21 protein-coding genes and 2 pseudogenes are annotated in these 24,544 nt (G+C 64.5%); 10 read left to right on the top strand and 13 right to left on the bottom strand.

The annotated features are described in order from the left end of the window. Window positions 1-1,473 (bottom strand): MFS transporter, encoded by a 1,473-nt coding sequence (locus G5A07_RS06840; protein ID WP_191863068.1) that lies wholly within the window; start codon window positions 1,471-1,473, stop codon window positions 1-3. 126 nt (window positions 1,474-1,599) lie between these two features. On the opposite strand from G5A07_RS06840, the gene G5A07_RS06845 reads away from it, so the two are divergent. Next, entirely contained in the window at window positions 1,600-2,220 is a 621-nt protein-coding gene (locus G5A07_RS06845; protein WP_191863069.1) for a TetR/AcrR family transcriptional regulator, read from the top strand. Window positions 2,221-2,235: 15 nt separating this feature from the next. Here the strand turns inward: G5A07_RS06845 and G5A07_RS06850 are convergent, their stop codons facing one another. Then, entirely contained in the window at window positions 2,236-2,586 is a 351-nt protein-coding gene (locus tag G5A07_RS06850; protein ID WP_043397553.1) for a VOC family protein, read from the bottom strand. A 511-nt stretch (window positions 2,587-3,097) separates the two neighbouring features. On the opposite strand from G5A07_RS06850, the gene G5A07_RS06855 reads away from it, so the two are divergent. Continuing rightward, on the top strand, window positions 3,098-6,478 hold the full coding sequence (locus G5A07_RS06855) for an autotransporter domain-containing protein (RefSeq protein WP_191863070.1): 3,381 nt from the start codon (window positions 3,098-3,100) through the stop codon (window positions 6,476-6,478). A gap of 66 nt (window positions 6,479-6,544) precedes the next feature. On the opposite strand, the gene cml is transcribed toward G5A07_RS06855, so the two are convergent. Further along, window positions 6,545-7,732 (bottom strand): CmlA/FloR family chloramphenicol efflux MFS transporter, encoded by a 1,188-nt coding sequence (gene cml / locus G5A07_RS06860; RefSeq protein WP_191863071.1) that lies wholly within the window; start codon window positions 7,730-7,732, stop codon window positions 6,545-6,547. Window positions 7,733-7,930: 198 nt separating this feature from the next. Beyond that, window positions 7,931-8,836, bottom strand: coding sequence for a LysR substrate-binding domain-containing protein (locus G5A07_RS06865; protein WP_191863072.1), 906 nt, complete (start codon window positions 8,834-8,836; stop codon window positions 7,931-7,933). 106 nt (window positions 8,837-8,942) lie between these two features. On the opposite strand from G5A07_RS06865, the gene G5A07_RS06870 reads away from it, so the two are divergent. Next, complete coding sequence (locus G5A07_RS06870; protein WP_262405859.1) at window positions 8,943-10,433, top strand: MFS transporter; 1,491 nt, start codon at window positions 8,943-8,945, stop codon at window positions 10,431-10,433. A gap of 85 nt (window positions 10,434-10,518) precedes the next feature. On the opposite strand, the gene G5A07_RS06875 is transcribed toward G5A07_RS06870, so the two are convergent. Further along, window positions 10,519-10,971: a PA2169 family four-helix-bundle protein gene (locus G5A07_RS06875; protein WP_010481259.1), complete on the bottom strand. Its 453-nt coding sequence runs from the start codon at window positions 10,969-10,971 to the stop codon at window positions 10,519-10,521. Window positions 10,972-11,525: 554 nt separating this feature from the next. On the opposite strand from G5A07_RS06875, the gene G5A07_RS06880 reads away from it, so the two are divergent. Next, complete coding sequence (locus G5A07_RS06880; RefSeq protein ID WP_191863073.1) at window positions 11,526-14,360, top strand: TonB-dependent receptor; 2,835 nt, start codon at window positions 11,526-11,528, stop codon at window positions 14,358-14,360. 258 nt (window positions 14,361-14,618) lie between these two features. Continuing rightward, complete coding sequence (locus G5A07_RS06885; RefSeq protein WP_191863074.1) at window positions 14,619-15,647, top strand: hypothetical protein; 1,029 nt, start codon at window positions 14,619-14,621, stop codon at window positions 15,645-15,647. An 8-nt stretch (window positions 15,648-15,655) separates the two neighbouring features. Here the strand turns inward: G5A07_RS06885 and G5A07_RS06890 are convergent, their stop codons facing one another. Next, on the bottom strand, window positions 15,656-16,606 hold the full coding sequence (locus G5A07_RS06890; RefSeq protein WP_191863075.1) for a DMT family transporter: 951 nt from the start codon (window positions 16,604-16,606) through the stop codon (window positions 15,656-15,658). A 7-nt stretch (window positions 16,607-16,613) separates the two neighbouring features. Between G5A07_RS06890 and G5A07_RS06895 the strand changes: the two genes are divergently transcribed. Beyond that, window positions 16,614-17,417: a helix-turn-helix transcriptional regulator gene (locus tag G5A07_RS06895; RefSeq protein WP_191863076.1), complete on the top strand. Its 804-nt coding sequence runs from the start codon at window positions 16,614-16,616 to the stop codon at window positions 17,415-17,417. A 7-nt stretch (window positions 17,418-17,424) separates the two neighbouring features. On the opposite strand, the gene G5A07_RS06900 is transcribed toward G5A07_RS06895, so the two are convergent. After that, window positions 17,425-17,727, bottom strand: a complete 303-nt coding sequence (locus G5A07_RS06900; RefSeq protein ID WP_235650902.1) for a hypothetical protein — start codon at window positions 17,725-17,727, stop codon at window positions 17,425-17,427. A 241-nt stretch (window positions 17,728-17,968) separates the two neighbouring features. On the opposite strand from G5A07_RS06900, the gene G5A07_RS06905 reads away from it, so the two are divergent. Both G5A07_RS06905 and G5A07_RS06910 read left to right on the top strand, forming a co-directional pair. After that, complete coding sequence (locus G5A07_RS06905) at window positions 17,969-18,637, top strand: glutathione S-transferase family protein (protein ID WP_049413077.1); 669 nt, start codon at window positions 17,969-17,971, stop codon at window positions 18,635-18,637. Window positions 18,638-18,767: 130 nt separating this feature from the next. Next, window positions 18,768-19,160 carry a DoxX family protein gene (locus G5A07_RS06910; RefSeq protein ID WP_019336340.1) on the top strand — a complete coding sequence of 131 codons (393 nt, stop codon included), beginning with the start codon at window positions 18,768-18,770 and terminating at the stop codon, window positions 19,158-19,160. A gap of 24 nt (window positions 19,161-19,184) precedes the next feature. Here the strand turns inward: G5A07_RS06910 and G5A07_RS06915 are convergent, their stop codons facing one another. The 5 genes and pseudogenes from G5A07_RS06915 to G5A07_RS06935 form a co-directional block, all read right to left on the bottom strand. Beyond that, on the bottom strand, window positions 19,185-19,871 hold the full coding sequence (locus G5A07_RS06915) for a hypothetical protein (protein WP_191863077.1): 687 nt from the start codon (window positions 19,869-19,871) through the stop codon (window positions 19,185-19,187). Further along, window positions 19,871-20,296 (bottom strand): hypothetical protein, encoded by a 426-nt coding sequence (locus G5A07_RS06920; protein WP_010481243.1) that lies wholly within the window; start codon window positions 20,294-20,296, stop codon window positions 19,871-19,873. The genes G5A07_RS06915 and G5A07_RS06920 overlap by 1 nt, the downstream gene beginning before the upstream one ends. Window positions 20,297-20,354: 58 nt before the next feature. Beyond that, window positions 20,355-21,341 (bottom strand): glycoside hydrolase family 43 protein, encoded by a 987-nt coding sequence (locus G5A07_RS06925; RefSeq protein ID WP_191863078.1) that lies wholly within the window; start codon window positions 21,339-21,341, stop codon window positions 20,355-20,357. 101 nt (window positions 21,342-21,442) lie between these two features. Continuing rightward, a complete protein-coding gene (locus G5A07_RS06930) occupies window positions 21,443-21,862 on the bottom strand; it encodes an H-NS histone family protein (protein ID WP_043397532.1) in 420 nt (139 codons plus the stop codon). A 299-nt stretch (window positions 21,863-22,161) separates the two neighbouring features. Further along, window positions 22,162-22,691: pseudogene (locus tag G5A07_RS06935) on the bottom strand (DDE-type integrase/transposase/recombinase); the annotation flags it as partial. A 3-nt stretch (window positions 22,692-22,694) separates the two neighbouring features. Between G5A07_RS06935 and G5A07_RS22460 the strand changes: the two are divergent. Beyond that, window positions 22,695-22,967, top strand: a pseudogene (locus tag G5A07_RS22460) (autotransporter domain-containing esterase); the annotation flags it as partial. A 119-nt stretch (window positions 22,968-23,086) separates the two neighbouring features. On the opposite strand, the gene G5A07_RS06940 reads toward G5A07_RS22460, so the two are convergent. Continuing rightward, the gene (locus G5A07_RS06940; protein ID WP_191863079.1) at window positions 23,087-23,632 is read right to left on the bottom strand and encodes a hypothetical protein; all 546 of its coding nucleotides are present in this window, start codon (window positions 23,630-23,632) and stop codon (window positions 23,087-23,089) included. 502 nt (window positions 23,633-24,134) lie between these two features. Here G5A07_RS06940 and G5A07_RS06945 point away from each other — a divergent pair. Then, window positions 24,135-24,506 (top strand): hypothetical protein, encoded by a 372-nt coding sequence (locus G5A07_RS06945; protein ID WP_191863080.1) that lies wholly within the window; start codon window positions 24,135-24,137, stop codon window positions 24,504-24,506. The last annotated feature ends 38 nt before the right edge of the window (window positions 24,507-24,544 follow it).

A 24,544-nucleotide genomic window follows, 5' to 3' on the forward strand; every position in this document is an offset into this window, starting at 1 on the left:
TCAGGCTGGTGCGCGCTGGCGATACAGACCCAGCGCAGCAAGCAGGACCAGCGCACCGGCCACAGCCATCGCCCAGCCGAAACCACTGGCCATCGCACTGCGATACCACGCCAGTGTCTGCGGCGTGGCGTGCATCGAGCTTGGTTGCAGGATCAGTTCGCGCGCCTGTGCCACCAGCCCCCTCTGCCCGGCCGCCTGCGCGGAAACGGCGAAGTGCTGCACGGCGCGCTGGCCCATCAAGCTGCCCAGCAGCGCGATGCCCAGGCTCATGCCTGCCTGGCGTAACGCGTTCATCGTGGCTGAGGCGATACCCGCGCGCTCGACCGGCGCGCTGGCCATGACCGCCATGCCGGTTGCCGGCACTGCCAGCCCCATGCCAATGCCAAGCAGCACCAGCACAGCGCTGGCAAAAGCACGCGACGTAGCCGGTTCGAACGTGGCCATCGCGCACAGCGCTATTCCGGCCAGGGCGTAGCCCAGCACCAGCGCGGCATGCAGCCCGAGGTGGGCGACCAGACGACCGAACAACAGCGAGACGACCCCCATCAACAGGAACTGCGGAGCCAGCTGGGAGCCGGCCTGCGCAGCGCTGTGGCCCTGCGCCTGCTGGAAGAACAGCGACAGGAAGAACAGGCTGGCATAGGCAGTGAAGCCCAGCACGAACGATGCCAGGTTGAACATGCCGAAGCGGCGGTCGGCAAACAGGTCCAGCGGCAGCAATGGGCGTACAACCCGGCGTTCAACGATGCCGAACAGGATCAGTCCGGCGGCTGCGACGCCCAGCGCCAGCAGGGTCACCGGCGCCAGCAGGCCATGCTCGCCGATCGCGATCAGGCCATAGCTCAGCGCACCCAGCGCGACGATGCTGAGCAGCTGCCCGGCGGGGTCCAGTGCGGCGTGCTGCGGATGCCGCCGCTCCGGAATTCCCCAGACGCCCAGCGCCAGCGCGAGCAGGCCCAACGGCAGGTTGATCAGGAAGATGCTGGGCCATCCGGCGCGCTGCACCAGCACGCCGCCCAGCAGCGGGCCAAGCACCAGGGCCAGCGCACTGAACGCGGACCAGCCACCGATCGCACGTGCACGTTGGCGCGCATCGGGAAACGCATGGCTGAGGATCGGCATTGCGGCGGGAATCAACAATGCGCCCGCGATGCCCTGCACTGCGCGCCCGGCCACCAGGGTTCCAAGATTGCCGGCACAAGCGCACAGCAGGGACCCCAGCGTGAAGGTGGCGACGCTGAGCAGCCACATCCGCCGATGACCGTAACGATCCCCAAGCGGCCCCGCCGACAGCATCAACGCCGACAACGCGATCGCGTAGGCGTTGATCACCCATTGCAGGCCGGCCATGTCGGTGTGCAACGCCTGCTGCAGGGTCGGCAGGGCGACGTTGACGATGCTGATGTCCAGCGAGGCGAGGAATGTGCCGAGGTAGGCGGCCAACACCAGAGCCGGACGTTGGAAACGCTGCATGTGTGGATCCCGGGGGAGGACGTGCGCGCATCGTAGCCACTGACTGACCGTCGGTCAATGACCGGCGGTCAGTCAATGCCGAAGGACAGCTAGAATGCCCACCGTCGCACCCGGACCTTGCCCACCATGCAGACCCCAGCTGTCGCCAGGCCCCGCACCAAGCCTGCGGAAACCCGCCAGGAAGAACTGATGGACGCCGCGCAGGCACTGTTCCTGTCAAAGGGAGTGGACGCCACCACCATCAGCGACATCGTCGCCGCGGCTGATGTGGCCAAGGGCACCTTCTATACCTACTTCGCCTCGCGCACCGAGATCCTGCAGGCGCTGGCGCAGCGCTACACGCGGCAGTTCATGGAAGCGGTCGACCAGGCCGTGCAGCAGCACCCCGTCGGCGATGGCGTAGCACGCCTGCGCGCCTGGATCCGCGCCAACATCGAACTTTACGTGCGCACCCATGCACTGCACGACGTGGTGTACGCCAACCATCATCACCACAAGCGCGGCAACGCCGAACGCAATGCAATCCAGCAGCAGCTGCTGGGCATCCTCGAAGCGGGCAACGCCGCCGGTCTGTGGCAGCTTCCGGCGCCGCAGGTTACCGCCTCGTTGATCTACGCCGGCGTGCACGGCGCTACCGACGACCTGATCGCCACACCGGCACAGGATGCCGATGCGTTCATCGAAGCCGTGCAGGCCGATTGCCTGCGCATGGTCGGCGTGCCACCGGCCGGTGCCAAGCGGCGCTGACGAACCGTCTGTCGCTCAGCTATGGGCGAGGATGTTCAACAACCGCCCGAACGGGTCACGGACGAAGAAGCGACGCACGCCCCAGGGCTCATCGGCTGGGCCATATTCCAGCGGGATGCCGGCCGCGCGCATGCGCTCCAGTACCTGCTGCAGATTGTCCACTTCGATCGACAGATCCGGCACTGCGGTGCCGGACCCCCCTTCACTGGCAAAGCTGACCTGCGCCAGCGCGCTGCCCTCGCCGCCGTGGGTGACGATCCAGCCGTGGTCCATCACCACCGGCATGCCCAGCAGCTCGCCATAGAACACTGCGGCACGCGCAGGATCAGGCGTGGCGATGTTGGCGACGACACGTTTGACGGCCATGTGCAGCGGCTCCGATGCGATTCCCCATCCTCGCCGCTGCGTGCATGGCCTGCAAGCGGGCTGCGCTGAAACAGAAGAGCCCCGTCGGTGACGGGGCTCGTCATCAGTCCTGCTGCCACTGCTTACACAGCGCCGCAGCGATCCATGACGCAACGATCGTATTCGTACTGGCATTCCATCGCATCACCGCCACCGGACAAACAGGCCTGGTAAGCCTTCCAACAGGGAAGATCGCATGGCGGAATCGGCCCGGCCACAGCAACCGAACCGCTGCAGGCCAAGGCGAACACGGCACCTACGATCATTTTCCTGAAAGTACGCATCGACATCACTCCTTGATAAGCCTGGTGAGCCCAGGCCGGGCCACGGTAGCGGGGTTTCCCGGAGATGGAGTGAACACGCGCGTCACGAAACATTAACCTGTTCATTAAATTTTCTTCACACCACTGGGGGTGATCGGCGCGCTGCGGGGTTAACGGCCTTGTTGTCCGTCAATCAAGGAAGTTGTCCGATGAATCACCCGCTGCACGGCCGTTCGTCCCGCTCCCGTTCTCCGATGCACAGCCGCCTCGCACTGGCGGTCACCAGCACATTGCTGCTTGCCAGCACGTTGCCCGCGATGGCCAACGACTCATTCGAGGTCTGGCAACAACAGCGCCAACTGCAGGCGGCGTGGGCACAACCGGCCACTGCGGCGATCCCGTCCGCAACCACCCCGTTGCCGATTGCAGCCCCCGCAGCGGCGGCCAGCAGCACGACGACCCTCGGCAATCCGGGCGATCCAGCCAGCTGGCGTACGAACGAATTCAATGCCGACTGGGGCCTGGCCGCGACCAACGCGGACCACGCCTATGCGCGGGGCCTGACCGGTACCGGCATCCGCCTGGGTGTGTTCGACAGCGGCACCGGCCTGGACCATCCGGAGTTCGCCGGGAAGAACCATCGCAGCCTCCGTCTGGCCGATGTGTTGGCAAATGGCAGCCTGTGCGGAAGCGAGGTACTTGCCGGCCCGGATGCCTGCTTCACCAGTGACGGCAATCAGGTCGCCATCGATTACACCCTCATTGATCCGGCCTACAGGGACCTGCTCAATCGCAACGGCTACTTCGAGGGCCCGGGCTACAACGTGCACGGCACCCACGTATCCGGAACCATCGCCGCCAACCGCGACGGCAACGGAATGCACGGCGTCGCGTTCGGGGCGGACCTCACCGTGGCCCGCCTGTTTGCCAACAGCGTGAACTACCTGACCGTCGTCGAGCGCAATGGCGGACTGTATCTGGACAGTAAATCGGTTGCCGGGCTGGGAGCCTCCGACTCGATCTTCCCGCAGCTATACGCACAGCTCAACGAACAGCACGTCCGCGCAGTCAACCACAGTTGGGGCCTGACCAACGAACCGGACACTGCCGAGAAGCTCGACTTCTATCTGTCGCATCCGGATCTTGCGGACAGCCTCGGCGCGATAGCAGAAGGCTCACGTACCCGCGGCCTGATCCAGGTATGGGCTGCGGGAAACACCGACTCGGTCAATCCCTCGCCAGAGCAGGCGCCGATCGCGGGCATGTATGCATCGATGCCACGCGAATTCACTGACGTCGAGCCGTACTGGTTGGCCGTAGTCAACGTCAACCAGGCGCTGGAGCTGAGCAATCGCTCGATGCGCTGCGGCCTGGCCGCGAACTGGTGCCTGGCCGCGCCTGGTTCGAACATCAATTCGACCGTCTATGGCGAAGATTCGGTCATCGATGCCAGCCCCCGCGAGGACAATGGGAATGTGATCCTCGAGGTCTCCGGCCAGGCCCCAACGTATGCCTACGGGAACCTGAGCGGCACCTCGATGGCCGCACCCCACGTCACCGGTGCACTGGGCCTGTTGTTCGAACGCTTCCCTTATCTGGACAGCGCCCAGGTGCGCGACGTACTGCTGACCACCGCGCGCGATCTTGGCGCACCGGGCATCGATGATGTCTATGGCTGGGGCCTGATGGACCTGCGCAAAGCCATCGAAGGCTACGGCTCGCTGCGCGTGGATACCAACGTGGTGATGAACCAGAAGGCCGGTGGCCTGAAGGTCTGGGAAGGCGATGCCTGGGACGACTGGACCAACGACATCGGTGGCCCCGGCAAGCTGACCAAGTCCGGCATCGGCTGGCTGCGCCTGAGCGGTGACAACACTTTCAACGGCGCGGTACTGCAGGACGGTACGCTGGAATTGAATGGCGCCAACACGCTCACGTCTGCGGTCGAGGTCCAGGGTGGCCAGTTCCTGCTCAATGGCAGCCTGGTCTCCACCGCGCTGAACACCACCGGGGGCGTGAGCACGGTCAGCAGCAGCGGCCTGCTGAAGGACAGCAACCTGACCGTCAACGGTGGCGTGGTGTCCTTCAACGGTACGCAGACCGGCGGCACCACCACGGTCGGTGCCAACGGCCTGCTGAAGGGTGTCGGTACGCTCGGCAGCACCCACGTCGACGGCATCATCGCGCCCGGCAATTCGATCGGCACGCTGACCATCAACGGCAACTACGTACAGGGTGCAACCGGCGTCTATGCTGCCGAACTTGCTCCGGGCGGGCGCAGTGACCAGCTGCACGTGACCGGCACCGCCACCCTCGGCGGCACCCTGATCGCACTGCCGGAGCCGGGTACCTACTACCTCGGCGAGCAGTTCAATTTCATCCGCGCCGACGGCGGTGTCAGCGGCCAGTTCGCGAAAACCGACTTCAGCGCGTTCTCGCCGTTCCTGCAGTTCAGCCTGGCTTACGGTGCCAATGGCACCCGCATCGACGTGGCCCGTGGTGCGTCGCTCGCCAGTGCCGCCGCCACGCCGAACCAGCGTGCGGCCGCGGCGGCGGCCGATGGACTGGCAATCAACCAGGGCCTGCCCAAGCCGCTGACCCAACTGTTCCCGCAACAGGTCGGTGGCGTGCTCGATGGCCTCAGCGGCGAGCTGCATCCGGCCACGGCACTGGCCCTGGTCGAGGGCAGCCGCCATGTGCGCGATGCCGCACTGTCACGCCGTGCCGGTGCAGCCGCACCGGGATCCGATACGGGTGATGCCACCGGTGCCTGGGTGCAGGCGCTGGGCGGCAACAGCAAGCTGGATGGCAACAGCAACACCGCGCGCACTGATGCCAACAGCAATGGCCTGCTGGTCGGCATCGACCGCGAGTTCGGTGGCTGGCAGATCGGCGTGCTGGCCGGTACCGGCCGCACCGACGTGAAGCAGCAGGAGCGTCGTGCCAAGTCGAAGATCGACAACACGCACTTCGGCGCCTACGCCAGCCACACCTGGGGCGGGTTCGGCCTGCGCGGTGGCGTGGCATGGAGCCGCAATGAAGTGAAGAGCACGCGTGATGTTGCCTTCGCAGGCTTCAGCGACAGCCTGAGCGCGCGCTACAACGCACATACACGCCAGGCCTTCATCGAAGCGGGCTACCGTTTCGGCAATGCGGAAGGTGGGCTGGAGCCGTACCTGCAGGTCGCCCGCGTGGAAGTGGACCTGAAGCAGATCAACGAGCGTGGCGGCGCGGCGGCACTGCACGGCAAGGTGGACGACACCGGCACCACCATCGCCACCGCTGGTCTCCGCTTCGACAAGGGTCTGAAGGCATCGTTCCAGCAGGACAGCTGGTTGCACCTGCGTGGCGGTGTCGGCTACCGCCGTGCCTCCGGCGACCGCAGCCAGGTGGCCAACCTCGCCTTTGCCAACAGCAGCACCACGTTCGCGGTCGAGGGTGCTCCGATTGCCGACAACGCCGTCGTGGCCGAGCTGGGCCTGGCGGCGTGGCTGACCCCGCGGCAGCAGCTGGAGCTGGGCTACAGCGGTCAGTTCGGCAGTGAAAGCCGCGACCATGGCGCCACTGCACGCTGGTCCGTCCGCTTCTAAACACGTGTTCTCTTGACGGGTTGGGGCGGCCTCGCGGCCGCCCCTTTTTTTGCCCGCCATCCAGCGCTATGTGCGGTGCCGCAGCGCGGCGGTACCTGCCAGGCTGGCAAGTGGCAGCAGCAACCCGTAGGCCACCAGCGGCCACACGGTATCGCCGGGCAGCACCAGGGTAACCAGCGTGCCGATGCCTGCCACGATCAGGCTCTGCACCGCGTAGTACAGAGCCACCGCCGTACCCGACGCATCGGCGAAATCACGCAGCGCGCCGCTTGCGGCCACCGAAACCACCATCACCAGCCCCACCGCGATGCCCCACATGGGCAGCACCACCGCGATGAACGAGGGAGGCCACGCTGCGGCCAACGCCATCAGCAGCACCCCGGCCACCATCACCCACAGGCCGCGCAGGAAGGTACCGCGCACGTTCCAGCGGGCAATGCACACGTGCGCCATCCGCGCCGTGACGATCATCACCAGCGCCACCGTGGCGAAGGCAAGGCTGAACGACAGGGGCGAGTACTGCATGCGTCCGACCAGCAGCCGGGGCGCGACCGAGAAGAACACGAAGAACATGCCCATGCCCGCACTGAAGCCCAGCGTGTAGACCCAGAACGCGCCGCTGCCGAGGATGCGTCGTACCGCCGGTCGCGACGCGTCATGGCACCGCGGGCGGGTTTCCCGCCAATGCCGTACCGCGCGCATGCCGGCGATCATGCCCAGTGCGCCGAGCAGAACGAAGATCGCGCGCCAGCCAACCGCGCCTGCCAACAGTGCGCCGAGGATCGGCCCCAGTGCCGGCACGAAGGCCAGCATCGAGGCGAACAGCCCATACAGCGACGCACCTTCGGGTGTATCGGCATACACGTCACGGACCGTGGCAAAGGTCGCCACCAATGCCGCCGACGCCCCCACCGCCTGTACGGTCCGCCAGGCCAGGAATGCTGCGCCGCTGCTGGACATGGCCAGCGCAAACGACGAAAGCGCGAACAGCAACGCCCCCAGCAACAGGACCGGCCGCCGCCCGATGCGGTCGGACAACGGGCCGAACAGCAACTGGCCCAGGCCGAGCACCAGCAGGTAGATGCTCAACGTCAGCTGCACCACCGTCGGTGATGTCTGCAGTGCCCGCGGCATCACCGGCACCACAGGAAGATAGATATCCATGGCCAGCGAGGCCAGGAGGTCGAACGGCGCCATCAGCACAATGGCCGATGGCGGCGGGTGGGCCCAACGCGGGGCCTGTCGATTGAACATGGGGAGTCTCCGCCCAGAGTGAATCCGGCGGTGATCCATCCACTTCGCGTGCATCGCAGGGATGATCACCGCAACAACGTCTGCATCGTTGTTGCGGCTCAGCGAACTGTCTGCGGACCGTTCCCGTTGTTCATGATGTCCATCGAATGCAAATGCAGGTGGCGCAAGTGTAGCAATCGTCCACCTGCCGCGCGGCGCTCAGGCCAGGGGCAACATGTCGATGCGCCGGCACGGCGTCTCCTTCACCTGCTCGATCAGCCGTCGCACCACAGGCGAGGACTCCGCCCGCCGGTACTGCACAGCGATGGTCGAGACGATGGTGGGGCCGGCCAGTGGCAGATAGATCATTCCGGGCAGCACCAGCGTGCGTTGCAGTACCGATGGCACGATCGCCACCGAACCAACGCCGACCGACACCTCGGCCAACACCGCCGCCAGATGCCCGGGCTGGGAACGGATACGTGGAATGAACCCGCCGCGGCGCCCGACTTCCATTGCGCCCACCGGCTGCTCCGGCATGACGAAGCTTTCCCGGGCCAATGACGCCGGCTGTACCGGCGCGCGGGCCTGCGTCAGCGGATGGGTTTCCGGCAGGGCCACGCAGAACTGGTCTTCGACCAGGGTGTGTTCGCCGAAACTGTCGGGTACATCCATCGGAGGCCGGCAGAACACCACATCCACCCGGCCTTCCTGCAGCAGCTGCGGGAGCTCGCCCATCGGCCATTCGCTTACCTGCAGTTCCACGCCCGGGTAGCGGCTGCGGAACCGGCTGAGCTGATCCTGCAACGCACCGGCATACAGCGCCGAGCCGACGTAGCCGATCTCGATCTTGCCGATCTCACCCCGCCCGGCGCGCCGACCCAGGGTTTCGGCCTGTTCGAACCGGCGCAGCACATCGCGGGCTTCCGCCAGGAACACCTCGCCTGCGGAGGTCAGCAGCACTTCGCGCCGGCCGCGGTCGAACAGGCGCGTGCCGAGGCGACGCTCGATGTCCTGGATCTGCACGCTCAGCGTGGGAGTGGCGATCCCCAGCCGCAGGGCCGCGCGACCGAAGTGCAGTTCCTCGGCCAAGGTGACGAAGTACTCCAGGTGACGGCGTTCCATGGGCGGCATTTCGTTAGGTTCAAGCTAACGTAACCAGAAAACACCGAGAATGAAACAAACACCGATCATTGCTGGAATGGCGGTCCTCTCTTCGTGCGAGTGACCGGTGCCGCCCTCCCCTCCCTCTTCGCCTGCACGGCACACGCTGCCTGACGCGATCCTGCTGGTGGCCTCGCTGGGCTGCACGATGACCGTGCTGGAGACCAATGCCGTGGCGGTCGCACTGCCCAGCATCGCGCGCGACCTGCACGCCGGATTCGCCGATATCGAGTGGGTGATCAGTGCCTACATCCTGTCCTTCACCTCACTGCTGCTGCCCGCCGGTGCTGTCGCCGACCGCTACGGCCGCCGCCGGGTGCTGCTGATCGGCATCAGCCTGTTCGCCCTCACTTCTCTGCTCTGTGCACTGGCGCCCGGTGCCACCCTGCTCTACCTGGCGCGGGCACTGCAGGGCATCGGTGCTGCTTTCCTGCTGGCGCCCTCGCTGTCGATCATCGGCCACACCTACCACCAGGGGGCCGCCAAAGACACTGCATGGGCGTTCTGGGGCACAGCCATGGGCGTGATGATGGTGCTCTCGCCACTGATCGGCGGCCTGCTGTCCGCGCTCTGGGGCTGGCGCGCGGTGTTCATTGCGATCCTGCCGTTCCTGGGCCTGCTCGGCTACGGCACGCTGCGCTGGATACCCGAGTCGTCCGACAGCGCGGTCCGCCCGCTCGACCCGCCCGGCATCATCACCTTCAGCGTTGCCATCTTCGGCATCGTGTTCTTCCTGGTCGAAGGACTGGCAAAAGGATGGTCATCGGCGCCGGCGCTGAGCGGGCTGGGCCTGGCCATCATCATGGCCGCCGCCTTCGTCATCGTTGAGCGGGCACGGTCACATCCCATGGTCGATCTCGGGCTGCTGGCCAGTCCACGTTTCGTCGGCGCACTCATTGCCATGGTCGGCTATTCGGTCAGCGCACAGGTGATGGCGTCGATGCTGCCGCAGTACCTGCAGAACGGCATCGGCCTGGGCGTACTGGCTGCGGGTGCCGGCATGCTCCCGTTCGCTGCGGCGATGCTGCTGTTTCCCAGCGTGGGCCGCCGGCTCGGTCGCCATCTGAACAGTCCGGCGGTGCTGGCGATCGGGCTGTCGATCACTGCCGCGGGCAATGCCGTGGCCGGACTGGCCGCGTGGCAGCATCTGCCCTGGCTGGCATTCGTCGCAATGGTGGTGATCGGTGCCGGCGGCGGCATCCTCAATGGCGAGACATCCAAAGCCATCATCGGCGCGGCACCGCGCGAGCGGGCCGGCATGGCCTCCGGCATCAGCGCGACCACGCGCTTTGTCGGCATCCTGCTCGGATTCACCGTGCTGTCCAGCGCCTTGAGCCTGGGCATCCGCAACGCACTGTCGGCTGTGGTTCCCGCGCGCGAGGTACTGTCGATGGCCGATGCGATCGCTACCGGCACCTTCACCGGTGCGCGCAACATGGCCTTCGCACAGGCGATCTACAGCCACGGATTTGCCAGTGCACTGCGGACGTCGGCCATTGCCGCGCTGCTGGCCAGCCTTGCGGTGTTGCTGCTGGGCCGTAGTCCCGCACAGCGATGACGCTGGAGCGCGGATTACGAAGTTGGCCGGGGCAGCCACGCTGCCCCGACCGTGGCGGCCCCGGGGAGAAGGCCGCCGATGATCGTCAGGCCGCCTTCATGGCGTGCTTGCGCGCCCGCATCACGTTGTGGCATTCCTGCACTTCGGGCAGCAGCTGGGTGACTTCCTGGCGCACGGCCGGCGGCAGTTCGTTGTCCTTCAGCACGTCCTTGAACGCGCCAAGCAGCCGGTCTTCCGACTCTTCCAGCTCGGCCACGTAACCATAGTTGGTGTCGCCGAATGCAGCGCGCACCTTGCCGTAGAACTGCTGCATCGACCCGACCATGGTGCCGTGCTCGGCGGGCTTGCCGCCGCTGGCGGCGACCGAACTGCTCAACGCGGCGACGATGCGGCCCTTGACGCCGGCAATGCGGGTGAACAGGGCCGACAGTTCGGCATCCTTCACCTTGGTCGCAGCTTCTTCGTAGAACGACTTTCCGTCCCGGGCAATCTCGATCAGGTCGTTGAGGCGATGTTCGATGGTGGACTGGGTGCTCATGGAATCGCTCCTGTGTGCTCGATGGTCTATGGAGAATGACAGCGCGAGTGCGTTGCCTTCGGGATCACTGTGGAGGTTTGAATGTGCCGGTTGGGTGAGTACGAATTGATGCATGCATCACCACCCTCAACGCGTCCTGACTCCTTCATCCCATCGCATTTCCGCGTTCACGGCATCTGAGCAGAACGCCCACGATTCACCAGGGCGCGATGACGATGATCAGCGCCACCAGCAGTGCGATGGCAAGCACCAGCAACAGCACATGCCACTGCTTCCACGTGGGTTTTGGTTTACCGGGGGTATTCATCGGATGTCTCCTGGAGTCTGTCATCGGCCCGCAGCCAGACTGAAGCAGGGCACCCCCGGTGCGCGTCGCGGTTTCGTGCATGGCTTGTGCATGAACGCTGTATCCAGCGCGCGACGATAACGCGTCCATAACGTAATCGAGTTGTAAACGGAATGTTAGGTTCCTTCCGATTCCGCACAGCGGAGTTTCAGATCGGTTTCCACGCAGCTATGCGGAAACCCATTCAACTGGATTTGGAGAGAGCCAAATGCATTACAAGTACACCCTGCTTTCCCTGGCAGTGGGCACGGCCCTGGCCGCCGCCTGGTCACCGGCCGCGCATGCGCAGGATGACGGCGACAAGACGCCGAAGAACCTCGATCGCATCCAGGTTACCGGCTCTGCCATCCGCAGCGTGGATATCGAAACGCAGCAGCCGATCATCGCCATCACCCGCACGATGATCGAGCAGCAGGGCTTCACCACGATCGCCGACCTGCTGCAGAACCTGACGTCCACGGGCGCGCCGGCGATCTCCCGCGCACGCGCATTGTCGTCCGGTGAAAATGTCGGCGGCTACTACGTCGACATCCGTAATCTGGGCGCCACGCGCACGCTGGTGCTGGTCAATGGCAAGCGCCTCGGTGCGACCACCAGCGGCCTGCAGGATCTCAGCCAGATTCCGATGAGCGCGGTGGAACGCATCGATGTCCTGAAGGACGGCGCCTCCTCGCTGTACGGTTCGGATGCGATCGCTGGCGTGGTCAACATCATCACCCGCAAGAACTACGAAGGGCTGGAAGTGTCCATGCAGCACGGGCAGTTCAGCCAGGGCGATGGCAAGGACAGCACGTTCTCGCTGGTGACCGGCGCCCGTGGAGAACGTGGCGGATACACCCTCGCACTGGAATACCAGAAGTCGGATCCGGTATTTGCCCGCGACCGCGAGTTCTCCCGGTACGGCGGCGCCGGCCCCAATTACCCGGGCGCGGACTGGAGCAACATCAGCCAGAACGGTTCGTGGTGCGACCCGGCGCTCTACAAGTGCAACACCGGTGACGCGGTGTTCAAGACGCTCAACCGTGGCGGCGACCCGAAGAATCCGAACGACTACCACCCGATCACGCCGGCCGAGTTCGCCAACGGCAACGACCAGATGCACCTGCAGACCGGCATCGAGCGTCGCTCGCTGTTCCTCAGCACGGACTACGCGCTGAGCGACCAGATCAAGTTCGCCGCCGACATCGGCTACAACGAGCGCACCACCGACCAGCAGATCGCGGGCTACCCGTACCAGTCGACCAAGTTCGGCACGCCCCTGGACGCAGCCAGCGTATTCAATCCGCTCGACCACGGCATCGCGTTCAATCGCCGCCTGTGGGAAGTGCCGCGCACGACCGAAAGCAAGCTGAAGTCGCTGCGCATTGCACCAAGCCTGTCCGGCTACTTCGAACTGGGCGCCAAGACGTACGACTGGGAAGTCGGTGCGCTGTTCAACCGCAATGAAGTCACAAAAACAGGCCGTGGCGACATGAGCCTGATCGCTTCCCGGCAGGCATTGGGGCCCTCCTACCTCGATGCCAACGGTGTGGCCCGGTGTGGCACGGCGGCATCGCCGGTCACGGGCTGCCTGGCCTGGAATCCTTTGCTGCCATACGGTGTCGCGGGGGCTGGCTCTCTCTCCGATCCCGAACTGCAGCGCTTCTTGTTCCCGACGTTCAACGATACCGGCATCACCAAGACCCGCAGCTATTTCGCCAATATCTCCGGGCCAGTGATCGAACTGCCTGCCGGTGACCTGTCCGTCGCTCTGGGTTACCAGTACCGCAAGGAAGAAGGCCGCTTCGTGCCCGACGCCTTTGCCCAGTCGCGCCAGAGCACGGCACTGGGCGCATCCACCACCTCGGGTGAGTACAGTCTCAATGAGTTCTTCGCCGAAGTGAACGTGCCGGTGCTGCGTGACCTGCCGTTCGCCAAGGAACTGACCGTGAACCTGGCCACGCGCTATTCCGACTACAGCAATTTCGGCAACACCACCAATTCCAAGGCCAGCTTCGCCTGGCGCCCGATCGAGGAATTGATGATCCGCGGCACTTTCGCCGAAGGCTTCCGCGCCCCGAGCATCTCCGACCTGTATGGTGGAATGGGGACCAGCTTCGAAACCTATGTCGATCCCTGCGGCACCGGCGCCACCAACAGCGTCAACGGCAACGCTGCCTGCAACGCTGCCGGCGTCCCGCTGGGCTACCAGCAGCTGAACCAGAGCCTGAAGCCCTGTGCCAGCTATCCGTGTGCCACGCCCGACGAATTCACCACCGGCTCCAACGCGAAGCTGCGACCGGAGGAGTCCAAGAGCAAGACCGTGGGCGTGGTCTGGAGCCCGCGCTGGGTCGATGGCCTGGACATCAACCTCGACTGGTACAGCTACAAGATCACCAACATGATCATCGAGGACAGCGTCGACCGCATCCTGCGTGACTGCTACGTGCTGGGCAATTCCTCGCGCTGTGGCAGCATCAGGCGCGCTGGCGATGGCCACATCACCAGCATGTTCTACGGCCTGGCCAACCTGGGCTCGATGGAAACCGAAGGCTGGGACCTGGGCATCCACTACCGCCTGCCCGAGTTCTCGTTCGGCCGCTTCACCATCGACCTGCAGAACAGCTATGTCTCCAAGTACGACGAGGAGAACCAGAACTCGGCCGGCGACACCATCATGATGGGCCGGATCGGTCGGCCGGGCATCTTCCGCCTGCGCTCGAACCTGGGTGTGAACTGGCAGCTTGGCAACTTCAGCACGCAGTACACGGTGCGCTACTACTCCGGCATGGCCGAAAGCTGCGTGCCGAACCGTCCGTGCTCGCTGCCCGATCGCTACGCCTACGGAGAACCGGATGCGTTGCGCAAGGTGGGCTCCAATGCCTTCCATGACATCCAGGTCAGCTACAAGCTGCCGTGGGACGGTACCGTGGCGCTGGGTTCGAACAACGTGTTCAACCACCAGGGCCCGATCATGTTCTCCAAGCCGTCCAGCTCCTTCCCCTACTACGGCGGCTTCGATATCGGCCGCACCGTGTACGTGAAGTACTCGCAGCGCTTCTGACGGGCATGTCCGTGCTCGTGGCCGGCGGAAGGGGAGTCCGCCGGCCACGATGCACACCACATCCACCCAATCTCCATCGTTTTTCGACGGAATCTCCAAGGTTCCCGGCAACACTTGATGTCATGACGGCTAAGGAGCAGGACCGCATGGATCGCCACGCGCCCCGACGCTGCACACCCGTCTCCAGGTTCACCACTGAATGTGGCGATGTGGCCGGGTTCCGACCCTCCGGACGTGCCGCCGCAAGGGAAGTACGAGATGACGACGGCAGTTCGCACCGGCCTGACCGACCTGGTCGCTGACGCGCAGCGGTACCTGCGCAGGATTCTCCCCGGGCTGGCCTCGGCAGTGCATCCACTTGCTTCATTGCACGCCATTCCCCACGCAATGGCATCGCGCTACCACCTCGCCGGACTGATGCTGTACGGGGAAACCCCCGCCATGCTCGCCGTGGCCCGCGAGCCCGGCGAATCCAGCACCCGTGTGATCCAGGATGTACGCTGCCTGCGCTCTGCTGCGAATGCACTGGTGCTGTACGTCTCTCCCTATCTCACGCCGACCCAGCGCCGCTTCCTTGTCGAGAACCACATCGACTTCGTCGTCCCGCACACCCAGTTGTTCGCGCCCAGCCTGGCCATTGAGTTCCGCGACGCCCCTGATCATGAGAAGAAGGCCATCTCGCTGCTGCCTTCGGCGCAGGCCGTGCTGATCCACGTGCTGCTGAGCGGCCAGTCGCGCTGGTGGTCGCCGCGCGAGATCAGTGCTGCCGCCGGCTACACCTCGATGACGGCGTCGCGCCTGTCGGCCGAACTGGTTGGTCGCGGCCTGGTTGAACGCTCCACCGGTGGCCGCGAGCGCTTCCTGAAGCTGGCCGGCAACCGCGACGAGGTCTGGGCCAGGGCGCAGCCGTTCCTGCGTTCCCCCATCCTGAAGGAAGTGGATGTCTACTGGGGCCCGACCGCCGAGGCGCTCCGCGATGCCGGGCACCCGGCGCCGACGGCGGGCCTCGATGCGCTTGCTGACACGTCACCGCCCGCGATCGGCGGCACCCGCGCGCTGCACATCGATGCGTGGCGGTTGCTGGGTACACTTCCCATGCCCGGCCCGGACTGCGCCCAGAGCGCACGGTTGCAGATCTGGGCCTATCCGCCGGCATTCACCAGCATCGGCGATGTGGTTGACCCGCTTTCGCTGTATCTCAGCCTGCAGGGCAAACGCGGCCATGATGCAGAGGCGCTGGAACAACGGGTGGAACAGGCGCTGAGCGGGGCCACATACCCCGCATGACCGAAGCCCTATGCGGGCTGCTCGCTCGGCACCGCAGCAGCGCGCCTGGCGCTGTACTCGGCCAATACCACGCCGGACACCGCCAGCAGGCCACCGCCCAGTACCCAGCCACTGAGCGATTCGCCCAGCAGCAGCACGGCCAGCGCGGCGGTCACGATCGGCACCAGGTTGAAGAAGCCAGAGACGCGCGCAGCGCCCAGGCGTGAAAGTCCGGTCATCCAGGTCAGCGGCGCCAGGATCGAGGCACAGACCGCCGCGAAGCCGATGCAACCAACGGCGGTCAGATTGCTCACCCCGGTACCGACCAGCAACTGCAGTGGCAGCAGGATCAGCGAGGCCGCCGTGGCCTGCAGGAACAGCGACTCCAGCACCGACAGCGGAATCTTCCAGCGCTGCATCAGCACGTTGTAGGCGGCGAAGGCCAATGCGCCGATCAGCATGATCGCGTCTCCGCGGTTCAGGCCCTGCGCCGCCAACCCTGCCAGGTCGCCCTGCGATACCACCGCCACCACGCCGGCGGTGGAGATCACCGCGCCAAGAATGGAAGCACCACGCACCGGATGGCCCATGAACACGCGTGACAACGCCAGCGCGATCAACGGAATCAGCGCCTGGATCACCCCCATGTTGGTGGCCGAGGTGAAGTGCGCCGCATAGTAGGCCAGGCACTGGTACATCACCCCACCCAGGCAGCCCAGCACCAGGAAGCGCCCGAGGTTGGCGCGCACGGTCGGCAGATTGCCGCGCAGCCGCGGCAGCGCGAATGGCAGCAGGACCACCGCCGCGACCAGCCAACGGAAGAAGCCGATATCGATGGGACCGACCGAGCCCGAAGCAAGCTTGGTCACGATGGTGTTCGCGCCCCACAGCAGGCAGGCGAGGATCGGGAAGAGATAGTTCACGCGTGCAGGTGTACGTGGGGGAATGGCCAGCGTACGCTTGGCGTATATCGAGGACATCCCGAAAATGCGCCACCCCGACCCCGGCTTGCGGCAATCGATGGAGCCGATCCCCACCTTCCGCCAGCTGCCCGGCCCGATCTACTTCCGGCAGGGCGCGATGGAGCCCACGGACTGGGGCACGCACAGCCATCCGTGGGGTCAGTTCAACTTCGTCGCGCAGGGGGTGATGGAGATGAAGATCGACGGCGAGTGGATGGTGTCGCCGCCGCACTACGCGATCTGGATTCCACCAGGAATGGCGCACTATTCGCGCAACCGCTCGCAGCTGGCCTACCGCTCGGCCTATCTGTCGGCGACACTTTCACGCCGGCTGCCCACGCGTTGCAGTGCGCTGGAAGTCAGCCCGCTGCTGCGCGAACTGCTGCATGAACTGGCACGACAGGGCGTGACCGATCCGCAGACACCGGTCCAGCGGCGCATGGCCGCCGTGGTGATCGACCAGATCGTCAATGCCGCTGTGCTGCCCAGTTTCCTGCCGATCGCCAGCAGCGATGCCTTGAAGCAGGTGATGGCGTACATGGAGAAACACCTGTCGGCGGCCGAATCGGTTGCCGAGATCGCGCGGCGGCACCACATGAGCGTGCGCAAGCTGGAGCGCCTGGCACGCAGCGAACTGGGCATGTCGCTGGGCGACTGGCGTGGGCGGGTGAAGTTCGTGCGCGCCACTGAGGCGCTGTGTACACGCCGGCCGATCAGCCGGATCGCCGAAGAGCTGGGCTATTCCGGCGTCAGCGCCTTCGCCGAGATGTTCAAGCGGCACGCGCAGTGCACGCCGGATCAGTACAGGAAGCTGCATCGGGCGGGGTGAGCGCGGCCTAGAGAGCGACCAGCAGGTCCACAAGCAGCCCCGGCAGGAACAAGGCGGCCAGAACGCTGGCCAACAGGATCAGCAGGACCTTCGCCGTCAAGGGGCGACGGCGCGGATTGCTGAAGTACAGGTGCAGATCGCGCAGTTCATCTTCCAGCTCCTTCCGCACGCCTGCGCTCTGTGCACCGGGTTCGAGCAGCTGTCGCTCAAGCGCCTTCAGGCGCTTCATCAGTTCACGCGGCGGTGTAGCCCGCAGGATCAGCTGATTGAGCTCCTGGAGCCGGTGCGCCTGCGGCATCAGCGCTGCCACGAGATCATCCGGCGGAAGCCGTGAGACCCGTCGCTGGGCATCCGCATCCATCTCAGCCTGCAGCACATCGCGTTGCCGCTGCAGTTCGGCCAGGGAGGTGCGGCGCTGCCACATGAGGAGGCACAGGATTGATGGGTGGCGGGCAGTGTATCGCCCGGCGCCCCGGGAAGGTTGTCGATTTCCCGCCCCATCGTTCGTCGGAGAAGGAAAGGCGGGTCTTTCAGCCTGCAGGAGTGCCCCGATGTGCCCGATCCTCACCGCCTTCGCCACCTCTCCCGACCGCGGCCAGGGCCTGGCCCGTGACATGCGCGTACGCTGGGCGCTGGAGGAACTGGCCGTGCCCTATGACGTGCAGCTGCTCAGCTTTGCCGAGCTGAAGCAGCCCGTCCACCTGGCGCGCAACCCCTTCGGGCAGATCCCCACCTGGCAGGACGGCGACCAGGTCCTGTTCGAATCCGGCGCAATCGTCCTGCACCTGGCCGAACAGCATGCCGGCCTGCTCCCCGCTGATCCGGACGCACGCATGCGCGCGATCATGTGGGTTTTCGCTGCGTTGAACACGGTGGAACCGCCCATCGTCGAACGCTCGATGGCCTGGGTGCTGGAACGCGAACTACCTTGGTATTCACAGCGGCTGGTGATGCTGGACGAGCGCGTGCGGATGCGTCTCTCGCAGCTGTCTGCGTGGTTGGGCACGGTGGCGTGGCTGGATGGCGACTTCAGCGTGGGCGACCTGATGATGGTCTCGGTGCTGCTGCGCCTGAAGAGCAGCGGCCTCCTCGACGAATACCCGAAGGTGGCTGCCTATGTGGGCCGTGCAACGCAACGCCCCGCCTACCAGCGTGCGTTTGCCGCGCAGCTGCAGGTGTTCCGGCAAAGCACAGACGCGCCATCACCAAAGGATGACTGAGGCAGCCTCCTTCGGCATTCGAAGGTCCCCGGCCGCGCGGGAAACCGGAAGGCAGCCGTGTCGTGTATACACGGGCTTCACTGCCTGTGGGCTCCGATCGCGGGAGTCGGACACCCTCAAGGACTTCACTGTGAGCACTTCCTCGCACTCGCTCGCTTTCCTGCTTGCGCGCATCCTGCTGATGGCACTGTTCCTGGTCTCCGGCCTGGGCAAGCTTGGCGACCTCAGTGGTACCCAGGGCTACATGGAAGCAATGGGAGTGCCCGGCATCCTGCTGTGGCCGACCATCGCCTTCGAGATCGGCAGCGGCCTGTGCATCCTGCTCGGCTTCCAGACCCGGCTGGTATCGATCGTCCTGGTGGGCTTCAGCCTGGTCACCGCCTTCATCTTCCACCACAACTTCGGCGACCAGACCCAGCAGATCATGTTCCTGAAGAATCTGGGCCTGGCCGGTGGCTTCCTGTTGCTGGCCTGCACTGGAGCCGGGCGCTACAGCATCGACGGCCGGGGACGCGGCGCATAGGTACGGGCCAGCAGGCTCGCCACGCTAGCGACGGAGCTCCGCCTCCGGCGCCAGCGTGTGGACCACCTTGCCCTGCGCATCGAGGAACTCGATTGCCCCGTAGCCCTCCGGCGTGACGGTCAACCGCAGTCGCGGCCGATCCGCCTTGTCATTCAGTGCAATGGCCGGCGTTCCATCGGCGCCGACCACCAGGCCGATGCGGGTCGGCGCCTGCACACCGGGAATCAACGCATTCCCGAGCGCGGGTTCGCGTATCAGCTTCGGTGCCTGGTTGATCGAGAAGCTCACTTGGCCATCGGGAGACACCCGCCATCCGATCGCATCCATCGCCGGATGATCCAGCGCCAGCACCGCCATGCCGCCGTCGACATCAGCGGTGCCGAAACCACCGCGCTCGCTGCCCTTGTCGTCGTACAGCACCATGCCGGCCACGTTGAAGGCGCGCTTGTACTGGATGCCATCGATGATCGGCGCCGGCGTCTTCCCGGACAGCGTCATGCGGATCACGCCCTGGTCATCGACGATATCGATGCGACGCGCGGTGATGCGCTCGCTGTGGGGCGTCCCGATCCGCGTCTGCGGAGCCTTGTCAACGATCAGGCGCTGCAGGGTTTCCACCGAAGGCCGCTTGGGCGCTCCGGCATCTTCGGCCGCACGCGCCGGAATGCTGTGGAATGCAATCAGCAGGACCAGCGCGCAGGCAGGGCGCATCATGCGGCCTCCAGAGCGGCGTGCACCGGGCGCCGGCAGGCCGCCTGCACCAGCATCAGCTGTGCCACCAGGATCAGCATCGCGCAGCCGGACAGCAGCCATGGGTCGATGTACCACTGGGCATTGAAGCTGAATTCGCCGGCGGAGATTCGCTTCCAGCCGTTGAAGTGCTGCATCGCCGCGACCACGAACGCGAAACCACCCATCGCGTTCGAAAGCCACGGCACGACGATGCCACCCGGCCGTGCAGACATCATCAGTAGACCCAGCACGCCGATGACGGTGCGCTGCACGCGGCAGTAAGGGCAGACATAGGCCAGCCCACTCCATTCCACCGACCAGGCCAACAGGCTGATCAGCACCGCTGCCGCCCCCGCGACGTACAGGACCCTCGGCGCGATCGCCGTGCTGCCGTTATGTGCCATGCTGTGGCTCTCTGCGGTAAGGACCCGCGCAGGGTAGCGCGGTTGGCCCTCGTACGGTTCAGCGCAGCGGATCGGCGGCCACACCCTCGCGGGTGATCTTCACCGGCAGGATGTTCCCCTGCGCATCGAATTCCAGGCGTTCTATGGCGGTCTGCCGATGGTCGCGCGTGGTGTCACCCAGCGGCCGGCGATGGTAGACGATGTACCAGCGGTCGCTATTTGGCACCTTGATCACCGAGTTGTGGCCGGCACTGGTGGCGATGGCCTCGTCCTGCTGCAGCACCTTGCCGATGCGCTTGAAGGGCCCGGTGGGTGTATCGGCGATGGCGTAGGCCACCGAGTAATCCGGGCCACCCCAACCGCCTTCGGACCACATGAAGTAGTAGCGGCCTCCGCGCCTGAACATCAGCGGGCCCTCCACGTATTCCGGCGCCGGGGTGATCTCCTTGAACAGCGAACCATCGGTCAGCGGCAGCACACCGGTGAAATCATCCTTCAGGCGCACGATGTTGGCGTGCTTCCAACCGCCGTAGATCATGTACCAGGCGCCATCGTCATCCTTGAAGACGAACTGATCGATGGGCTGCGCACCATTATGAAAAGCGCCGACCAGCGGCTTGCCCAGCAGGTCTTTGTAGGGCCCTTCCGGGCGGTCGGCCACCGCCACGCCGATGCCACCCAGCTCGCTATCGGTCTTGATGTCGTTGGCGGCGAAGAAGAAGTAGTACTTGCCGTTGTTTTCCACGACGGACGGCGCCCACATCGCGCGCTTCGCCCAGGGCACGTTCCTGGCGTTCAGGACGTCGGCATGCTTTGTCCAATGCACCAGATCAGGCGACGAGAAGGCATCGAACGTAATCTGCGCATCGTAGTCCGCCGAGGTGGTTGGAAATATCCAGTAGCGGCCTGCAAATACCGCCGCTTCCGGGTCGGCATACCACCCCTGCAGGATCGGATTACCCGAGGTGGCCGGCGGCGCGGCGTGCGCGCCCGTTGCCAGCGGCGCTGCCAAGCACGCGGCCATCATCCACTTGCTCAACGCCATGCCGTGCGCTCCCGTGCTGGATGGATGGGAGCATATTAGATCGATTCAGATGCGGATTGCGAAGGCAGCCTCACCCCATGGGCGGGAATGGGACGAAGGCCTCAGGCTTTCTTGATGACGGTGCGCTTGCCGATGCTGCTGGTCTTGCCCGCTGTCGGCCTGGCCAGGCCAGGAATCAGGAAATCGGTGACCTTGTGGCCCATCGATACCTTGGCGGCCAGCCAGCGCGGCATGCGGCCACGGCCGGTCCAGGTCAGGCGCTTGTATTCCGGATCGCGGTATTTGGCCGCGACCTTGCCGGTTTTACGGCGGGCGGACTTGCGCGCAGGTGCGGCGGTTTCTGCGGCTTCATCGCCGAAGAGCTCTTCGATGGTGTAACCAGCTTCGGCGGCAGCGGCCTTCAGCAGGCGGCGCACGGCCGCGGCCGGGCGGCGGGTGGTGATGAGCGCTTTGCGCTGTTCGGCCGCAGCCACCAGTGCGCCCAGCTCCCGAAGGCTGAGCGATTCGATATCGATAGTCATGCGGAGAAAGGTCTACTGCGGCGGGCTGGGTGTCAAGCTTGGCTGATCAAGATGCCGAAAAAACCTCAAAACCACTAATCCGTGCATCTCACGGGCCTGCCCCACCGGGTCAAAAGGGGCCAGCGCCAGCGAACCGGTAGCATTTGCAATTGAAGAGTTCCAATTCACGTCAGAGCATGAAAACCGATATAGAGACAGCGGGAGGGCCCCAGCAAAAAGCTGGCCCTCTTAGACGCGTTCAGAAAGACCTCTGCTTTTTCTAGCAATCATCATCACCATCTGCCTAAAGCCCTGAGGCGTTAAATCAAAGGCGCAGGGATTGGGTTCTCTCCCGATATCACAGACGGTTCTAAAATAGCTGCAACCTTATGATCCTGCCTGGCGACCCTTCGCCGCATCCTGGGGTTATGGCGTCGCTCGATGTAGTCAGACACATCCGCTCTTGCTGCATCCAGAGTGGGGTAGCTCATTCGATAGATCCGCTCGCGCTTCAGCAGTCCAAAAAGCTTTCGCAGGCCGCGTTGTCGCCGCAATGCCCCGCAGCGCTCATTGAGCATATCAGCCCACTAGCCGCGAGATGCTCCTGGTAGTAGCCGCTGCGGAACTGACTGCCACGATCCGAATACAGGATCACATGATCGCTTCCTTGCCGCTGCCACACCGCCATCTGTACAGCCCGGATCACCCTCTGGCGGTCCTGCCGAGCCTCCATTGACCAGCCCACAATGCGCTGATCGTTCAGATCCAGCACGATGCACAGATACGGCTTGCCCTGCGGGGATTTGATCTCGGTGATATCGGTTACCGGTTGCTGGTCGGGTTGGTAAGCGCGGTTGACGGAGATAACGTCAAGCCCTGCGTACAGGTCACCTACGACCACGAGTTCGAAGACAGCAAGCAGGCCGGCGCTTGGTTGCAGACCATGCCCGAAGCTGGCATGTACAAGGTGCCAGGACTGCAGTTCGACAGGAGCTACGGTACTGCAGTCATAGGTGCACGCATGACCCTCTGGGGCCTGCAGAGCAACATTGGTATCAGCAATACAGCCCTGCAGAAGCTGGCTCGCGACGCCACGCTGTTTGCCAGCTTCAGCAGAAGCCTCTAAGGGCTGGCGCCACGTCGAACACCCGACGTGGCGTTCGTGGCGCATTCGCTTGGGGATTGGACACCCGATGGCACGTCCCTCCCCGTACCCACCGACAGCTCCTGCAAGAGCTCGGAACATCAAAATCTGGGATCGCCCGGGTTTGATTTGAAGGGTCCGAGTTTAAGCAGGTCCAAGGACTCAAGAAGCAAGGTAGGCCTTGATGCCAGCGCCAGCGCTGCTGCGTCGGCCCGGGCCCTCTCATCCCATCCGTGTCTATCCCTCCAGGCGCGTGTAGGGCGGTAGTAGTTGTTGTCTCCATACTCAATGAAACCAACTGATAGAAGATAGGGGCCAAGGCGTGGATTCCTCACAGCCTCGACGTAGATGGCATCCCACGGCACCAGGTGGTCGACCAGTTCCAGAAAGCAACTGAACCAGCGCTTCCCACGAAGTCTTGGAGTCAGCGATACGGATGCAATGTCCAACGTCGTCACGTTCTTGCCGATCCCGGGAAGCGTGAAGCACGTGGAGCGGCGTATATATAGCTGGTAGCCGCCGCGCCTGAGATCGACGCAGCGCGCGATCTTACGATCGTCGACCAGCTTCATCCACGCGAAGAACTGCAGCTCGATCGATATCATTCGACGAACCACCCGCTCATTCTTCCAGGCGTCTTCAGGCATGTGGATCATTCTGGTCCCTACCAAGCAATAGTGATCGATCACCGCCATGATCCGGATTTCGGGGCAGATCCGATAGCAATCCACGCGAAGAATAGGGCCGCATCTCCCGCTGCATCAGCGCTTTCTCGTTGACGGAACCTGCGGATGCCACTTGAGTCCCTGAGCGGCGTTTCGCCCCCCCTCCGGAGCCTTCAAGACCATGAAGGCCATCAATCCATCCTCATCAAATATGCCCCAGGCAACATATCTGCCCCCATTCGGCAGCAAACTCCCTCCATAGCCTCTTCAGGAGAGGCAAAGACATCCTGACGGTCAAATATGCCGCCCCTCAGCAGAATTCGCTGTCTCGGGTTCTACCTCGATTTCCCGGACTCGGCCCCATGGAGCTACGCCTAGTCGATACCTTGAGGTCCACTGGCCAGCCCCGCTCCATAGGCTGGGAAATTCTTCGCGACCCGGTTAACTTTTCCGGTGACGCCAATGACAGTCAGGGAACGAAGCGATGGCAACCCGGTACTCCAAGCGACGGCCCGACGGCTCGGTCGCCTACTACGACTCAGAAGAAGCAATGTGGGCCGACCAACCTGCCCGGCCGGCAGAGCCTGGCCTGTTTGATTTCTCCCCCCTCTGGGCCGTCATTGGCTTCTTTGCCTCGGTGTTCATCGTTGCTTTGACGGTGTACGGACTCGGATTGGGTGAAGGTTTGCCCAAGGCTGTTCGGTTTGGAGCTGTCTTGCTGTCAATTTGTCTCTCTACCTATCTCATAGGTAGAACTGGGCAATTCCTCTTCCAGCTGTTCTGGGTACTACTAGGTATCAGCTTCGTTCTGGTTGTTCTTGGGGCGATTATTGCCCTTCTCTGGCATTTCGCCTGAGAAGGGTGTTCTGACAGACTTGATGCTGATAGCACTGA

It is taken from the genome of Stenotrophomonas sp. AS012628, from assembly GCF_010608305.1.
Classification (GTDB): domain Bacteria; phylum Pseudomonadota; class Gammaproteobacteria; order Xanthomonadales; family Xanthomonadaceae; genus Stenotrophomonas; species Stenotrophomonas geniculata.

Bases quoted from the DNA above. Each gene is read 5' to 3' on its own strand.
- G5A07_RS06840 (WP_191863068.1), bottom strand. From the start codon at position 1,473: ATGCAGCGTTTCCAACGTCCGGCTCTGGTGTTGGCCGCCTACCTCGGC.
- G5A07_RS06845 (WP_191863069.1), top strand. From the start codon at position 1,600: ATGCAGACCCCAGCTGTCGCCAGGCCCCGCACCAAGCCTGCGGAAACC.
- G5A07_RS06850 (WP_043397553.1), bottom strand. From the start codon at position 2,586: ATGGCCGTCAAACGTGTCGTCGCCAACATCGCCACGCCTGATCCTGCG.
- G5A07_RS06855 (WP_191863070.1), top strand. From the start codon at position 3,098: ATGAATCACCCGCTGCACGGCCGTTCGTCCCGCTCCCGTTCTCCGATG.
- cml (WP_191863071.1), bottom strand. From the start codon at position 7,732: ATGTTCAATCGACAGGCCCCGCGTTGGGCCCACCCGCCGCCATCGGCC.
- G5A07_RS06865 (WP_191863072.1), bottom strand. From the start codon at position 8,836: ATGGAACGCCGTCACCTGGAGTACTTCGTCACCTTGGCCGAGGAACTG.
- G5A07_RS06875 (WP_010481259.1), bottom strand. From the start codon at position 10,971: ATGAGCACCCAGTCCACCATCGAACATCGCCTCAACGACCTGATCGAG.
- G5A07_RS06880 (WP_191863073.1), top strand. From the start codon at position 11,526: ATGCATTACAAGTACACCCTGCTTTCCCTGGCAGTGGGCACGGCCCTG.
- G5A07_RS06885 (WP_191863074.1), top strand. From the start codon at position 14,619: ATGACGACGGCAGTTCGCACCGGCCTGACCGACCTGGTCGCTGACGCG.
- G5A07_RS06890 (WP_191863075.1), bottom strand. From the start codon at position 16,606: ATGTCCTCGATATACGCCAAGCGTACGCTGGCCATTCCCCCACGTACA.
- G5A07_RS06895 (WP_191863076.1), top strand. From the start codon at position 16,614: ATGCGCCACCCCGACCCCGGCTTGCGGCAATCGATGGAGCCGATCCCC.
- G5A07_RS06905 (WP_049413077.1), top strand. From the start codon at position 17,969: ATGTGCCCGATCCTCACCGCCTTCGCCACCTCTCCCGACCGCGGCCAG.
- G5A07_RS06915 (WP_191863077.1), bottom strand. From the start codon at position 19,871: ATGCGCCCTGCCTGCGCGCTGGTCCTGCTGATTGCATTCCACAGCATT.
- G5A07_RS06920 (WP_010481243.1), bottom strand. From the start codon at position 20,296: ATGGCACATAACGGCAGCACGGCGATCGCGCCGAGGGTCCTGTACGTC.
- G5A07_RS06925 (WP_191863078.1), bottom strand. From the start codon at position 21,341: ATGGCGTTGAGCAAGTGGATGATGGCCGCGTGCTTGGCAGCGCCGCTG.
- G5A07_RS06930 (WP_043397532.1), bottom strand. From the start codon at position 21,862: ATGACTATCGATATCGAATCGCTCAGCCTTCGGGAGCTGGGCGCACTG.
- G5A07_RS06940 (WP_191863079.1), bottom strand. From the start codon at position 23,632: ATGCCTGAAGACGCCTGGAAGAATGAGCGGGTGGTTCGTCGAATGATA.
- G5A07_RS06945 (WP_191863080.1), top strand. From the start codon at position 24,135: ATGGCAACCCGGTACTCCAAGCGACGGCCCGACGGCTCGGTCGCCTAC.